Genomic DNA, 14,035 nt, shown 5'->3' with positions numbered 1-14,035 from the left:
AATCCCTATGCGTGCATCCTTGAAACGTTCCCTGGCCGGCGCCGCCTTCGCGCTGGCTGCCCTGGCCGGTGCCGTGCCCCAGGCGGTAGCCTCGGCCGACCAGCAGTTCTTTCCCCTGGCCACCTACCGGGTGGGTGCCTACGCCTCCAGCGGCGTGCAGGTGTGGGCCGGGATGATCGACTACCTGCGCTATATCAACGAGGTCGAAGGCGGCATCAATGGCGTGAAGCTGGTGTGGCAGGAATGCGAGACCGAGTGGACGGCGGAGAAGGGCATCGAGTGCTACGAGCGCTTCAAGAACGGCCTGGATGGCGCGCCGGTCGCGGTGTACCAGCCCAACGGTGCACCGGCGGCCTATGCGCTCAGTGAAAGGGCTGAGGTGGACAAGATCCCGCTGATCACCCTCGGCTACGGTCGCACCGAAGCCACCGACGGCACGGTGTTCCCGTACAACTTCCCGGTGATGCTGACGTTCTACAGCGAGGCGTCGACCCTGGTGAACTACATCGCCCAGCGCGAAGGCGGCTTCGACAAACTCAAGGGCAAGAAGATCGCCACGGTCTACCACGACTCGGCCTACGGTCGCGAAACCCTTGGCCCGCTGAAATTGCTGGCGGAAAAATACGGTTTTGAAAACATCCAGATTCCGGTGGCCGACCCGGGCAATGAGCAGTCTGCGCAATGGCGCCAGGTACGCCAGGCCAACCCGGATTGGGTGTTCCTGCGCACCTGGGGCGTGTCCACCCCGGTGGCGGTGAAAACCGCCGCGCGCTTCGGCTTTCCGGTGGACCATATCATCGGCGATATATGGGCCAGTTCCAGCGAAGACGTATTGCCCGCAGGCGCCGCCGCCAAGGGCTACCTGGCACTCACGCCTTACCCGGCAGGTGCGGATTTCGAGATCCACAAACGCCTCAAGCAATACATCCTCGACAAGGGCCACAGCGACCTCAAGGACCTGAAAAACTTCGGCAGCGTCTACTACAACTCCGGCCTGGTGAACGCCGCCGTGGCTGTGGAAGCGATTCGCACCGGCCAGGCCAAGTTCGGCAAGCGTCCACTCAATGGCGAAGAAGGCCGCTGGGGCCTGGAACACCTGAATATCGATGACGCGCGCTTGAAGGACATGGGCTACCTGGGCTTGATGCAGAACCTCAAGTTGTCATGCCGCGACCACGAAGGCGGCGGCTCGGCGCGCGTGCAGCAATGGGACGGCGCCCACTGGACGCTGATCAGCGACTGGATCGCCGCCGACCGCGCCCTGTTGCGCCCGCTGATCGATGAAAAATCCGCGGCTTTCGCCAAGGAAAAAGGCCTGACGCCACGCACCTGCACCGGGGATGAATAAATCATGAGCCAGCTCGCCAGCGAAGCCATGCGCCCGTCGTTGTTGACGGTCAACGATATTGAAGTGATCTACGACGGCGCGATCCTCGCCGTGGCCGGGGTGTCGCTGAGCGTGCCCAAGGGCGCCATCGTCGCCTTGCTCGGGGCCAATGGCGCCGGCAAGAGCACCACCCTCAAGGCGATCTCCGGGCTGGTGCGTGCCGAGCGCGCTGAAGTCAGCCGGGGCGTGATCGAATATGCGGGCGTCGACCTGGCCGGCGTCGACCCCAGCCAGCGCGTGCGCCAAGGCATGGTGCATGTGCTGGAAGGCCGCCATGTCTTCGGCCAGCTCAGCGTCGAAGACAACCTGCGCAGCGGCGGCTTTGTGCGGCGCCTGAGCCGCAAGGCCATGGAGCAAGACCTGGAGCGCATCTACGCCTGGTTCCCGCGGCTCAAGACCAAGCGCCACACCCGTGCGGGTCTGACGTCCGGCGGCGAGCAACAGATGGTCGCCATCGGCCGCGCGTTGATGACCCGTCCTACTTTGGTACTGCTCGACGAGCCGTCCATGGGTTTGGCGCCTATGATCGTGCAGGAGATCTTCGAGATCATCGCGCAGCTCAACCGCGAGCAGCAGGTGAGCTTCCTGATCGCCGAGCAGAATATCAACGTCGCGCTTAACTATGCGTCCCAGGGCTACGTGCTGGATACTGGGCGCGTGGCCTTGAGTGGCAGCGCCGCCGAGCTGTTGGCGCGGGGCGATTTGCACGACATTTATCTGGGTAAACAGTAAAGGCGAATGTGCATGACTGAATCCCTCCGCAACGCTGATGTGGTGATCATCGGCGGCGGCCTGAGCGGCACCATGCTGGCGGTGCAACTGCTGCGCCGGCCTGGGCAGCGCCGGATCCTGGTGATCGAACCGCGCGCCGAACTCGGCCGTGGCGAGGCCTACAGCGCCGTCGAACTGGGCCACACCTTGAACGGCAACGCGGCGCGCATGAGCGTCGACCCGGACAACGCCGATGACCTGACCCAATGGCTCACCGACTACATCGGCGCCGGCGGTTGGCCCGAGTCGGATCAGCAGCACGTGCCCATCAGCGAACTGTTCCCGCCACGCGGGATTTTTGGCCTGTATGCACAGCAACGGCTGGCTGAAGCCAAGGCGTTGTCGGCGTCTACCGTCGAGCATATCCGCGCCGAAGTCGTCGACCTGCAGGTCGGCGACGATTCAGTGGTGCTGACCCTCGACAATGGCCAGCAACTGCGCGGCGCCCAGGCGGTGTTGGCCACCGGCATGTTCCCGGCGGCACGCACGCCGCAGACCCAGTCCAGCGGCTTGAACGCCGCCGCCGTGGACCCCTGGGACGTGCAGGCCATGACCCGGATCGACCCGCAGGCGCCGGTGCTGATCATCGGCTCCGGGTTGACCATGGTCGACGCTGTGGTGTCCCTGGAACAGGCCGGGCACCGTGGGCCCATCGAGGTGTTTTCACGCCACGGGTTGTTGCCCCATGTGCGCCGGCAGCCGCCGGGCTGGGACGATTTCCTCGCCGCCGACCACGCCTTGTGCAGCCCGCGACAACTGCTGCGCGAGGTGCGGCGTCAATGCCGCCTGGCACTGGCGCAGGGCATCGATTGGCAGGCGCCACTGGACACCGTGCGCGCCCATATCGGCCGGCTGTGGAGCCAGGCCAGCGAAGGCCAGAAACGTCAGTTCGTGCGGCATGTGCGGCCCTGGTGGGAAAGCCATCACCACCGCTCGCCGCCGTTGAGTGCCCAGTTGGTGGCCCGGCTGCATGAGCAAGGGCGGTTGCGCATTCGCGCGGCGTCGTTCAAGGGGCTGGAGCCTTCGGGCGAGGGCGTGACCATTCGCTTGCGTTACCGTGGCGAGCAGGTGATCAGCCAAGTGTCGGGGGCGGCGCTGATCAACTCCAGCGGTATCGAATACGACTGGCGCCGCGTGGCCCGGCCGTTGCCGCAGCAGTTGCTCAAGCGCGGGCTGATCACGCCTGGGCCGTTGGCGTTGGGGATTGCGGCGGATACGTGCGGCGCCGTGCTGGATGCCCAGGGCCGGGTCAGTGCGCGATTATTCGCCATGGGCCCGCCGTTGAGGGGGATGTGGTGGGAGAGCACGGCGGTGACGGATGTGGCGCTTCAGGCCAAGGCATTGGCATTGAAGTTGGCGCATTTCTAAATGTGGGAGGGGGCAAGCCCCAATGCCAGTCAGTTAAGGGACAGAACGGGCAACCCGTCACCTGTGGGAGGGGGCTTGCTCCCGATAGCGGTGTGTCAGACACAGGTTTTTAACTGATCCACCGCCATCGGGAGCAAGCCCCCTCCCACAGGGGATCTTCATTTATCTTGAGGTCTTTACGAAGCCGGGTTTTAGGCCGAATACTTCCACCCCCTGCGGCGTCGATTGCCCGGTAGTCACCTTCACCCGCTCCACCGGCTTATCCATCGCTTCTCGATACTCCACCGTCCTGTCCGCCTGGATCGCCTCGCTCGGAATCACCATCGCCTGTGCATTGTTGTAAGTGACGATGGTCAACCGCGCACTCATCCCCAGCCGCACCCGCTGCAACTGTTGCGGGGTCAGTTTGGGGATCGACAACGTCACCGGAAACTGCGCGCTGCCCTGGCTGTCGCTGGCAATCGCCAGGCCGCTGACCACGCTCACCGAGCCGCTCAGCCGTTCGCCGTCAAAACCATCGCCCAGCACTTCCACCGCCTGGCCCTGGTGCAGTTGGTTGATGTCCAGCTCAGAGACCTTGGCGACGATTTTCAGCCGCTCGATATTGGCCAGGCCGAACAGCACCTGGCCCTGGCTGACCTTGCTGCCGGCTTGAATCGGCGCGTTGGTGTTGCCGCCGCCTTGGGGCGCATTGTTACCGGGGGCGGGCACCACGATGCCGGCGAACGGCGCCTTCACCTCCTTGCCTGCGAGCAGGGTGCGCAGGGCCTCGTATTTCACCGTGGCGTTGGTCAGTTCCATGTCGGCGATCTGGCGGTACTCGCCCTTGCCCTGGTCGAGGGCCTGTTGCAGTTCGCTGCGGGCGGAGGCGAGGTCCAGTTGCTGTTGCTGGGCCTGTTGCTTGAGGTCGTCCAGCTCATTGCGCGGGATGATGCCGCGCTTGAACAGGTTTTCGCTTTCGGTGAGTTTGCGTTGGGTATTGCCGGCGGTCATTTCGGCAGTGCGCAGGCTGCGGCGCGCACGGCTGACGGTGGGGCCGCTGTCCCAGTCCTGCAGCTCTTGCACGGCGCGGCGGGCCTTGAGCTGGGCGGAGAGGGCGTCGCGCAACTGCACTTCAAGGGTGGCCGGGTCCATGCGCAGCAGGACCTGGCCAGCCTCGACCCGCTGGCCTTGCTCCACCAGATTGGCCTGCACGTTGCCGTCGAACGGCGCCGTGAGGGTTAGGGTGGTGTCGGGTTCGATCTTGCCCACCAGGCCGATCTGGTGCACCAGCGGGTCGGGCTTGACGGCCAGCCATTGCTCGCCGGTGGTAGCCGGGCCTTCGGCCGGGCTGCGCAGGACCAGCCCGGCGCCGGCCAGCAGCACGATCAATACAGCGCCCAGCAGGCCTTTGTGTTTAATAGTCATTGAGGGCGATTTCCCAACTTTCCAGCGTCATGCCCAGGGTCAAGTCGAGCTGGGTCTGGGCGTTCAAATAAGCGATCAGGGCGTTGAGCTGCGCGTTTTCGGCATTGCGCAGGTCGGTCTCGAAACTCAGCACCTGGAAGTTGGTGGAGCGCCCGGCGCTGAGTTTCTCGCGTTCGATCTCGATCTTGCGCCGCGACAACTCCACCGCGCGCTGGGAGATTTCATACTGGCGCCAGCGGGTGCCGAGGTCGCGTACCACGTCGTTGACGTTGCGTTCCAGTTCCTGGCGTGCGTCGGTGATGCGGATCTCCTGGTCCTCCACGTTGACCCGCGCGCGCACTTCGGCCTGGCGCGTGCTGATGTCGCCGATGGGGATCTGCACCTGCACCCCGGCGTAGCTGTCCCAGGTGCGGTTGTTGGTGCTGCCGGCATCGTTATTGTAGGCGTCGCGTATCTGGTTCGCGCCGGCCACCAGGTCCACCTGCCAGCGCCCGGAGTCCTTGGCGATCACCAGGTTGAGGTCGGCCTGCTGGCTGCCGAGCAGGGCGGCGAGGTATTCCGGTTGCTGGGTCTGCGCCAGGTTGAAGGCCTGGCGTTTGTCGATCTGCATGGGCTTGGCCTCCAGGGCTTCGGTGGCGCGAATCGGCGTGGACAGGTCCAGGGCCAGCAGGCGCAGCAAGGCCAGGCGGTTGGTGTCGAGCTGGTTCTGCGCTTCTTCCACGCCCAGTTGCTGGGTGGCGATGTCGGCTTCGGTCTGCACGATTTCGAATTCGGCCATGCGCCCGGCGCTGATCAAGGCCTTGTTCACCTCCAGCAAGGTGCCGGAGCGCTTGAGGGCGTCCTGCACGATGCTCAGTTGCTCCTGGGCCCGCAGCAGTTCGCGGTAGGTGGCGATGATCTGGCTGATGGTCTGCGCCACGGTCGCCTTGAGGTTCAGGCGGTTGGCCTGCTCCGACAGGCGCGACAGGCGCAACGGTGCGGTGGTGGCGTCCCAGCCGGCGCCGCGCATCAACGGCTGGATGATCGCCAGGTCGAGGCCGTCGCTGCGGTAGCGCCCGGCGCGGTCGGCGTTGTTCAGCTGCTGGGTCCAGGCCATGCTCAGGCGAGTGCCGTATTCACTGAGCAAGCTGGTGGCCGGCGCCACGTTGGCATTGCGCGCACTGTCCTGGGAGCCGCGGGTACTGCGGTAATAACTGTTGAGGGTGAGCTTGGGGTTGAACACGTCTTCGGCGACGCGCAGGTCGAACTTCTGCGCCACCCGTTGCAGGTAGGCGCTACGGATCGCCGGGTTGTTGCGCAGGCCCAGGTACACGGCGTCACCCAGGGTCATGGTGGTGACCTGGGCATTCAAGGACACGCCCCGGTCGTAACCGCTGCGCGTGCTGCTGGGGGCCGACGGCTTGATGACCACCTCGGCGGCCATGCCGTGCAGGCTGATCAACACGAGCAACCCCAGCCATTTACTCATCGCGCAAGGCCTCCACCGGCTGCAACCGTGAGGCCGATACCGCCGGGTAGATGCCAAAGAACAAGCCCACCAGCAACGTACTGCCCACCCCCAGGGGCAGGGCGGCGACGGCCAGGTCGAATAGCCAGCCCGACAGCCAGGCATAGAGCCAGGCGGCGGTCATGCCAAGTACCGCACCGCACAGCGCGCCGACGGCGGTGAGGGTGACGGCTTCGAGCAGGAACAGGTTGCGGATGTCGCGCTGGCGAGCGCCCAGGGCCATGCGAATGCCGATCTCACGACGGCGCTCCGACACGTTCATCAGCATCACATTCATCACGCCTACGCCGCCGCCGACCAGGGAAATGGCGCCGAGGGCCAGCAGCAGGTAGGCGAAGGTGCGGCTTTGCCGGGTCATGCCGTCGATCATTTGCTGGGGCACCTGGATGTCGACCGTGTGGTCGGTGAGCTGGGCCTGCAAGGCGCTGGCGGCTTCCCTGGCAATGTGTTCCATGTCCTGGCCGGGCGCGGCGCGGATAATTACATTGCCGATCTGCGGCATGGCATGGATGCGGCGCATGCCTTCGGCGGGAATGAACAACGACTCGTTGGCCTGTACCGGCATCAGCATTGCCCTGGGCTGGTTCTGCAGAATGCCCACCACCAGGAACAGGTAGTCGTTGATGCGCACGCGGTCGCCCAGTTGCAGCGGATCGCCCGGCGCGCCGAGGGCCTGGGCCAGCTGGTCACCGATCACGCCATAGGTTTCGTTGGCGTCGAAGCTCGACAGGAAGCGCCCCTGCCGTACCACCAGGCGCATCGCTGCCTGGATGTCCGGTGTGCTGCCGACGAGGTTGGCGTTGGTGGTGCGGCCATGGAACACGATGGGCCCGCTGAACAAGGTCAGCGCGCCGATATGGGCGATGCCCGGCACGGCCTGGCGCACGGCATCCAGGTCGAGCCTCGCAGGCGCGGGCACCGTGCTGTTGCCCTTGGGCGGGAACTGGGCGACCAGGGTGTCGGTGCCCATGTCCTTGAAAATCATCGCGGCATCCACCGCGGCGTTATGGCCGATATTGATCAGCGCCACCACTGACGAACTGCCGATGACGATGCCCAGCAGGGCCAGCACCGAGCGCTTGCCCAGGGTGCGCAGGCTGACGAAGGCTTCATGCAGCAGTTGGCTGAAGCTCTGTTCGACCCGCAGGCTCATAGGCGCCCGGCCTCGTGCACTAGGCCGTTGCGCACCAGGATCTTGCGCTCCAGGCGTTCGGCGATATGCGGGTCGTGGGTGACGATGATCAGCGTGACCTGTTGCTCGCGGTTCAATGCCAGCAGCAGGTCCATGATGTCCTGGGCGGTGCTGCTGTCGAGGTTGCCGGTGGGCTCGTCGGCCAGGATCACCGACGGCTTGCCCACCAATGCACGGGCAATCGCCACACGTTGGCGCTGGCCGCCGGAGAGGTCGGCGGGGCGATGGTGGGCGCGCTCCGCCAGCCCGACCTGTTCGAGCATGCGCAGGGCCTGCGCCACCGATTCATGCCGCGATACACCGCGGTAGCTCAGGGGCAGGGCGACGTTGTCCAGGGCGCTGAGGCGCGGCAGCAGGTTGAAGCTCTGGAACACAAAGCCGATCTGCTGGTTGCGGATCGCCGCCAGTTCGTCCGGGGATGCACTGAAAATATCGTGGCCGGCAAAGTGGTACTGGCCGCAATTGGGCAGGTCCAGCAGGCCGAGGATATTGAGCAGGGTGCTTTTGCCTGAGCCCGAGGCGCCGAGGATGCCGCAGCTGTCACCGCGCTCGATGGACAGGCACACCTCTTTGAGAATGGTCAGTTCCTGCCCGGCGAGCTGATAGCGCTTGCCGATGCCTTGCAGGGAAATCAAGCCTGGGTGCGCGGGGGTATCTGTCATCGTGACTACGCCTGCAGTCTCGACGCTGCCGTCATGCGCCCTTTGTAAATCTTTGTAACAAGTTCGGGGGCTATCTGGTTCGCGTCACGGACTGGTTTTATTTCTTGTTTTTAAAATATTGTTTGAATACTAACCGTGTTCCCGGTGCTTCGCCAGCCGTGGATGTAGAGCGGTTTTACGCTTTGAAAAGATTTCCCTCGCCGGTACGGGGGTCTACCGAAAGGTCCCTGGCTTGCCTGAGAATCCCCATGGGCAAAGGCTTTGGATAGTATGGCGGTGTGTCACTACTTGCTTTCGACCGGCCACACCGGTATAAAAAATCAAATTATTTTTTAAAACAATATTTCCGCCGTGGAACCCTTATGGTCGCGAAGAAACTCAGCGCTCCAAACGTTACCAAGACTCGATTGCTGGATGCGACAGAGGCTCTCTTCATCAAATACGGCTATGACGCCGTGCTGCTGCGGCAGATTACCGAGCGCGCCCAGGTGAACCTGGCTGCGGTGAACTACCACTTCGGGGACAAGGACTCCCTGATGAAGACCCTGCTGATGCAACGCCTGGAGCCGCTCAACGAGCAGCGCCTGGAATTGCTGGCGCGCTGTGAGGCCGAATCCGACGGCCCCCTCGACTGCGACACCTTGCTCGGCGTGCTCTTCGCCCCGGCCATGGGCCTGGAACGCAGCGACCCGGCGAGTGGGGAAGGGCGTTCGTTCATCCGTTTCCTTGGGCGGGTGTACAGCGACACCTCGCCGTTTATCCAGGAATACCTCAAGGTGCATTACCAGCCGGTGTTCCAACGCTTCTTCGAAGCCTTCGCCCTGGCCTTGCCGGACTTGCCGCGCAACGAGCTGGGGGTGCGCCTGCAATTTGCCCTCAAGGCGATTTCCGGGGTCATGGCCGGTACCGAACTGCGCCTGCTGATGAACTCCATGAGCCTGGGCCGCCCGGCGACGGATGCCGAGGTGATGGCCAAGCTGATCACCCTGGTCTCGGCGGCGATTCGTGTGCCGCAGCAAAGCCCCGAAGCCGAACACGCGCTGGCCAAGGTGCTGGATACCCAGCGTGCCATTCGTGAACAGGCGACAGCGCCGGCCGCCAAGGCCTCGCGCTGAGAAATCCCAGGCAAAAAAAAGCCCGCTGGGGCGGCGGGCTTGATGTGCAACGTTTGTAACGGATGAGGCTTCACCCTACGTCCCGGGATGTGAATAAAACGTGAAAAATATGTAAGAGAAAGTGTGAAAGTGTTGATGTGAGTAAACCGGTCAACGGGCCACCTTTCTAGATCTTCCAGCGCCCGGCGCTTTTAGCCAGGCGTTGGCGCATCGCGTCCACATTCGCCGCCAGTTGCACGGTCAACAATCGATACCCATCCAGCGCGCTGTAAACCGGCGCATCCAGGCTGGGCTCGCCGCCGCTGACAGGGCTGGGGCGCTCCAGCCGCTCCGTAACCCCCGACTTCAATGCCCGCGCCATCCCCACCAACTGCACGCGAATCTGCCGATGCTCGGCTTTCAACATCACTTGCATGCGCGCCATCGCCTGTTCGTCCCGCGGGTCCGGGCGGGTGTTGCCGAGAATCTCCAGGGTGCTGATGCACATGCGCAGGTGGCGTTGGATCGCGTCCAGCTCGGTCATGGAGATGCGCACCTCCTTGGACACCGACGGCATCAGCGAGCGCAATTGCAGCATTGCCGCATTCAGGCGGTTGAGCAGCTTCAGGTGTTCATCGTCGGTGACCGACTGGCCATTGATGATCCGGCTGTAGATCTGGGCGCAATCACGCAAGGCGCTGGCCAGGTTGTAGCGCCAGGAATACACGGCATACAGCGGCAGGGCGAAGGAAAACGCCAACGCCAAGGCAATGCCGATCAGGATATCCACGGTGCGCCACAGCCCGTCCGACAACGGGTTGTCACCGTGCCCCGCGACGATAAACACCGTGATCGCGGACAACAGCGCCGTGTACCCGCCCTTGCCGATGGCGTGATAGGAAAAGAACCCGCACACCACCGACATCAGCAGGTAGGTGAGCAACGGCTGGCCGACATACGCCTCCTGCACCACCAGCAGCAAACCGACGCTGGCACCGATCAGCGTGCCATAGGCGCGCTCAACGGCCTTCTTGCCGATATTGCCGTGGTGTTGCAAACCGCCGATCACCACCAGCATGGTCACCGATGCCCATTCACCATGGGGCAGGTTGATGCCGGTGGTCAGCAGGATCGTCGCCAGCAAGCCGATGGATACGCGCACGGCGTGGATCAGTTTGGCGTGACGATAGCGGCGGTAGGGGTCGAGCAAGGGGCGCAGCAGGCGCCGGGCGAAGAGTGGCAGGTTCATCGGTAATTAAAGTGGCCTCGGTTTTGGATATGTACACAATCCAAATGTGGGAGGGGGCGGTCCCCTCCCACATTGCGATCGGCATTGTGCTTAGAAGATATAGTCGGTGGTCAGGAAGCTTGAGTCACGGTTACGCAGGATATCGCTGACCAGCGCCTTGTTGCTGTCCTGGAACTTGGTCGCCACCAGGGTGCGGATCGAAAACACGCGCAGCGCATCATGTACCGACAGCGTGCCTTCGGCCGAGTTCTTGCGCCCGTTGAACGGGAAAGTGTCCGGGCCGCGCTGGCATTGGGCGTTGATATTGATGCGGCCGACCTGGTTGGCGAAGGTGTCCACCAGGCGTCCGACTTCCACGGCGTTGGTGCCGAAAATACTCAATTGCTGGCCGAAGTCCGAGTCGAGTACGTACTCGATCACCGTCTCCAGATCGCGGTAGGGCACGATGGGCACCACCGGGCCGAATTGTTCCTCGTGGTACACGCGCATCTGCGGGGTCACCGGGTACAGCACCGCCGGATAGAAGAACGAACCACGATGGGTACCGCCATTGGCATTCACCACGTGGGCGCCGTGTTGTTGGGCATCGGCCACCAGGTCGTTGAGGTAATCCACCTTGCCGACTTCCGGCAGCGGTGTCAGTGAAACCCCGTCTTCCCAGGGCATGCCGGGTTTGAGGGTCTCCAGCTTGCGGTTGAATTTCTCGATAAAGCTATCGACCACGTCCTCATGCACAAACAGGATTTTCAACGCGGTGCAGCGCTGGCCGTTGAAGGACAGCGAACCGGTGACAGCCTCGCTGACGGCGTTGTCCAGGTCCACCTCGGGCAGCACGATGCCGGGGTTTTTCGCATCCAGGCCCAGGGCCGCACGCAGGCGGTGCGGCTTGGGGTGCAGTTTTTTCAAGTCACTGGCGGCCTTGTTGGTGCCGATAAAGGCAAAGATGTCGATCTTGCCGCTGGCCATCAACGCACTGACGGTTTCGCGGCCGCTGCCGTAGATCACGTTGATCACCCCGGCCGGGAAGCTGTCGCGGAAGGCTTCCAGCAACGGACGGATCAGCAGCACACCGAGTTTGGCCGGCTTGAACACCACGGTATTGCCCATGATCAGCGCCGGGATCAGCGTGGTAAACGTCTCGTTGAGCGGGTAGTTGTAGGGGCCCATGCACAGCGCCACGCCCAGGGGCACGCGGCGGATTTGCCCGAGGGTGTCCTGTTCCAGCTCGAAGCGGCTGCTGCGGCGGTCGAGTTCCTTGAGGGCATTGATGGTGTCGGTGATGTAGTCGCAGGTGCGGTCGAATTCTTTCTGCGAGTCCTTGAGGTTCTTACCGATCTCCCACATCAGCAGGGTGACCACTGCGTCGCGCTGTTCGCGCATACGTCGCAAAAACGCCTCGACGTGCTGGATACGCTCCACCACGCGCATCGTCGGCCATTCACCCTGGCCACGATCATAAGCGCGCACGGCGGCATCGAGGGCGGTGAGGGCGGTGTCGGCGTCCAGCAACGGCGTGCTGCCGATCACCACGCGGCGGTCGCCCAATTGCACCGGGCTCTGCACCTGGGCCAAGGGGCCGTTCCACACCTGCAACTGGCCATCCACCAGGTAGTCACGCTGTTCGATGGGCGCCGCCAGGCGGTATTGCTCGGGAATATCGGCGACGCTGGTGGGAAACAGCTGGGCGAGCAGGTTGCTGGTGGTCATGGCACTACCCCTGAAATAGTTGCAAAACATGACGAGAGAGTCACCCAACACAGGGCTCTATGGCAAGGCTTGTGCGCGTTGCATACACACCTGGGCGTGTCGCCTGCTCTTCGAGATAGTAGACTGCGCGCCTTTCTTGAAGGAGTTCACATGAGTCAGTACCAGCCGGGCATTCTTGCCGCACCGGTGCCTTTGCAGGCACGCCATCTGTTTTTTGCCGTGGACACCCTGGCAGCCGTGCCCGCTGCGCTGGACGCGCTGGTGCAGTTGGCCGATTCGGCGGCAGTGGTCGGATTTGGCGAGCCGCTGGTCAACGCGCTGGGTGCAACGATTGATGGTTTGCGCAGCTTTCCTGCCGTGAGCGCACCGGGTGCGCACAACCCGTCCACCCAGCAGGCACTGTGGGTGTGGCTGCATGGCGTCGATCGCGGTGAGTTGCTGCTGCGCAGTCGCGCTTTCGAGAAGGCCCTGGCCCCGGCGTTTCGCCTGGTGCAGTCAACCGAAGGCTTCCGCTACAAGACCGGCTTCGACCTCACCGACTACGAAGACGGCACTGAAAACCCCCACGACGACGCTGCCGTTGAAGCCGCCCTGACCGACAGCGGTGCCAGCTTCGCCGCGATCCAGCAATGGCAGCACGACCTTGATGGCTTCGCCGCGTTGCCCGCCCAGGAGCGCGACCATATCATCGGCCGCCGCCATGGCGACAACGAAGAGCTTGAAGACGCTCCCGAATCCGCCCACACCAAACGTACCGCCCAGGAAAGCTTCACCCCGGAAGCCTTCGTGGTGCGCCGCTCCATGCCCTGGGCCGAAAATGGCCAGGCCGGGTTGATGTTCCTCGCATTCGGCCATTCCTTCGATGCGTTCGAAGCCCAACTGCGCCGCATGAGCGGGTTGGAGGACGGGATTGTCGATGGCCTGTATCGCATCAGCACGCCGTTGACCGGTGGTTACTACTGGTGCGCGCCGGTCAAGGACGGACGCCTGGACCTGAGTGCAATCCTTCAAGGACCGCGTATCTAACGCTGTCCGGACTTGGGTGGCGAAGCGGTTTTTGCGTACGACTGCGGAACCACCCTGGCGTGGGTCGCCACAGAGACAACAGTCTGCTTTGCATATCCGTTTTTCGACGGTATGTAGAGCGGATTTGTCGAGTAATCAAGGAAACTCACTCATGGCTATCATTCATCAGCACCACGTGTCTCTTGTCCATAGTGCATCTTTCGCCACCCATGCCCCTGTTGTTGCCCATTGGCACCCTGCCAACCCTTATGCGGGGCTGTCCGACGCCGCGCTGGCGCGGGAGTTTGACAAAAATTTCGATGCATTCAGGCCAGCAGGCTCGCCACATGCGACGCTGGGGAAAATTCGTGAGGTCGCGAGGCGCCCGCTGACGGGAGATGCGCAACAAAACAAGTTGACAATGTTGGCCAGGGAAGTGCTCAAGCGTGACCAGGTGATGAATCAGCTGGATACGGTGGATGTTGCGGGTCGGGACGGTATTATTGGCCGCTGGAATCCGAAGATGGCCGCCGCCAAGTTATCGGACGTTCCCCCACAATGCTCTGCTTCAACTCCAGAAGCTTGGCGTCCCAGTCCCATCATTGCTGCGAGCTTGATTGTTTACTAAGGGATGACAGGCAGGCGTGATGCGCGATGAGGCGCACATTCCATGTTCATCAACATGA

At 63.2% G+C, this 14,035-nt stretch carries 12 protein-coding genes; 6 read left to right on the top strand and 6 right to left on the bottom strand.

The window, feature by feature from the left end; genetic code table 11:
* The first annotated feature begins 7 nt into the window (after window positions 1-7).
* Genes BFP99_RS23895 through BFP99_RS23885 form a run of 3 tightly spaced genes read left to right on the top strand, consistent with a single transcriptional unit; the run spans window position 8 to window position 3,526 of the window.
* Window positions 8-1,348: an ABC transporter substrate-binding protein gene (locus BFP99_RS23895; protein ID WP_065948364.1), complete on the top strand. Its 1,341-nt coding sequence runs from the start codon at window positions 8-10 to the stop codon at window positions 1,346-1,348.
* A 3-nt stretch (window positions 1,349-1,351) separates the two neighbouring features.
* A complete protein-coding gene (locus BFP99_RS23890; protein ID WP_065927046.1) occupies window positions 1,352-2,119 on the top strand; it encodes an ABC transporter ATP-binding protein in 768 nt (255 codons plus the stop codon).
* Window positions 2,120-2,131: 12 nt separating this feature from the next.
* A complete protein-coding gene (locus tag BFP99_RS23885) occupies window positions 2,132-3,526 on the top strand; it encodes an FAD/NAD(P)-binding protein (protein WP_065948363.1) in 1,395 nt (464 codons plus the stop codon).
* Window positions 3,527-3,688: 162 nt separating this feature from the next.
* Here the strand turns inward: BFP99_RS23885 and BFP99_RS23880 are convergent, their stop codons facing one another.
* The 4 genes from BFP99_RS23880 to BFP99_RS23865 are packed head-to-tail and all read right to left on the bottom strand — an operon-like array spanning window position 3,689 to window position 8,294.
* Window positions 3,689-4,933: an efflux RND transporter periplasmic adaptor subunit gene (locus BFP99_RS23880; RefSeq protein ID WP_065948362.1), complete on the bottom strand. Its 1,245-nt coding sequence runs from the start codon at window positions 4,931-4,933 to the stop codon at window positions 3,689-3,691.
* Window positions 4,923-6,401, bottom strand: coding sequence for a TolC family protein (locus BFP99_RS23875; RefSeq protein WP_065927049.1), 1,479 nt, complete (start codon window positions 6,399-6,401; stop codon window positions 4,923-4,925). The genes BFP99_RS23880 and BFP99_RS23875 overlap by 11 nt, the downstream gene beginning before the upstream one ends.
* A complete protein-coding gene (locus BFP99_RS23870; protein WP_065948361.1) occupies window positions 6,394-7,593 on the bottom strand; it encodes an ABC transporter permease in 1,200 nt (399 codons plus the stop codon). The genes BFP99_RS23875 and BFP99_RS23870 overlap by 8 nt, the downstream gene beginning before the upstream one ends.
* Window positions 7,590-8,294: an ABC transporter ATP-binding protein gene (locus tag BFP99_RS23865; protein WP_065948360.1), complete on the bottom strand. Its 705-nt coding sequence runs from the start codon at window positions 8,292-8,294 to the stop codon at window positions 7,590-7,592. The genes BFP99_RS23870 and BFP99_RS23865 overlap by 4 nt, the downstream gene beginning before the upstream one ends.
* A 362-nt stretch (window positions 8,295-8,656) precedes the next feature.
* Here BFP99_RS23865 and BFP99_RS23860 point away from each other — a divergent pair, with 362 nt between their 5' ends.
* Window positions 8,657-9,409, top strand: a complete 753-nt coding sequence (locus BFP99_RS23860) for a TetR/AcrR family transcriptional regulator (protein ID WP_065927052.1) — start codon at window positions 8,657-8,659, stop codon at window positions 9,407-9,409.
* 166 nt (window positions 9,410-9,575) lie between these two features.
* Here BFP99_RS23860 and BFP99_RS23855 read toward each other — a convergent pair whose 3' ends face one another.
* Window positions 9,576-10,637 carry an FUSC family protein gene (locus tag BFP99_RS23855; protein ID WP_065927053.1) on the bottom strand — a complete coding sequence of 354 codons (1,062 nt, stop codon included), beginning with the start codon at window positions 10,635-10,637 and terminating at the stop codon, window positions 9,576-9,578.
* 90 nt (window positions 10,638-10,727) lie between these two features.
* On the bottom strand, window positions 10,728-12,344 hold the full coding sequence (locus BFP99_RS23850) for an NADP-dependent glyceraldehyde-3-phosphate dehydrogenase (protein WP_065927054.1): 1,617 nt from the start codon (window positions 12,342-12,344) through the stop codon (window positions 10,728-10,730).
* A 150-nt stretch (window positions 12,345-12,494) separates the two neighbouring features.
* Between BFP99_RS23850 and BFP99_RS23845 the strand changes: the two genes are divergently transcribed.
* Window positions 12,495-13,370: a Dyp-type peroxidase gene (locus tag BFP99_RS23845; protein WP_065948359.1), complete on the top strand. Its 876-nt coding sequence runs from the start codon at window positions 12,495-12,497 to the stop codon at window positions 13,368-13,370.
* A 151-nt stretch (window positions 13,371-13,521) separates the two neighbouring features.
* A complete protein-coding gene (locus tag BFP99_RS23840) occupies window positions 13,522-13,977 on the top strand; it encodes a hypothetical protein (protein ID WP_065948358.1) in 456 nt (151 codons plus the stop codon).
* Window positions 13,978-14,035 lie beyond the last annotated feature (58 nt).

It is taken from the genome of Pseudomonas sp. 1 R 17 (genome assembly GCF_900067035.1).
GTDB lineage: Bacteria > Pseudomonadota > Gammaproteobacteria > Pseudomonadales > Pseudomonadaceae > Aquipseudomonas > Aquipseudomonas marginalis.
This window is presented reverse-complemented; position numbering and strand designations above follow the sequence as displayed.

Coding starts and splice junctions, on each gene's coding strand:
- BFP99_RS23870 (WP_065948361.1), bottom strand. CDS start 7,593: ATGAGCCTGCGGGTCGAACAGAGCTTCAGCCAACTGCTGCATGAAGCC.
- BFP99_RS23855 (WP_065927053.1), bottom strand. CDS start 10,637: ATGAACCTGCCACTCTTCGCCCGGCGCCTGCTGCGCCCCTTGCTCGAC.
- BFP99_RS23865 (WP_065948360.1), bottom strand. CDS start 8,294: ATGACAGATACCCCCGCGCACCCAGGCTTGATTTCCCTGCAAGGCATC.
- BFP99_RS23880 (WP_065948362.1), bottom strand. CDS start 4,933: ATGACTATTAAACACAAAGGCCTGCTGGGCGCTGTATTGATCGTGCTG.
- BFP99_RS23885 (WP_065948363.1), top strand. CDS start 2,132: ATGACTGAATCCCTCCGCAACGCTGATGTGGTGATCATCGGCGGCGGC.
- BFP99_RS23875 (WP_065927049.1), bottom strand. CDS start 6,401: ATGAGTAAATGGCTGGGGTTGCTCGTGTTGATCAGCCTGCACGGCATG.
- BFP99_RS23840 (WP_065948358.1), top strand. CDS start 13,522: ATGGCTATCATTCATCAGCACCACGTGTCTCTTGTCCATAGTGCATCT.
- BFP99_RS23860 (WP_065927052.1), top strand. CDS start 8,657: ATGGTCGCGAAGAAACTCAGCGCTCCAAACGTTACCAAGACTCGATTG.
- BFP99_RS23850 (WP_065927054.1), bottom strand. CDS start 12,344: ATGACCACCAGCAACCTGCTCGCCCAGCTGTTTCCCACCAGCGTCGCC.
- BFP99_RS23845 (WP_065948359.1), top strand. CDS start 12,495: ATGAGTCAGTACCAGCCGGGCATTCTTGCCGCACCGGTGCCTTTGCAG.
- BFP99_RS23890 (WP_065927046.1), top strand. CDS start 1,352: ATGAGCCAGCTCGCCAGCGAAGCCATGCGCCCGTCGTTGTTGACGGTC.
- BFP99_RS23895 (WP_065948364.1), top strand. CDS start 8: ATGCGTGCATCCTTGAAACGTTCCCTGGCCGGCGCCGCCTTCGCGCTG.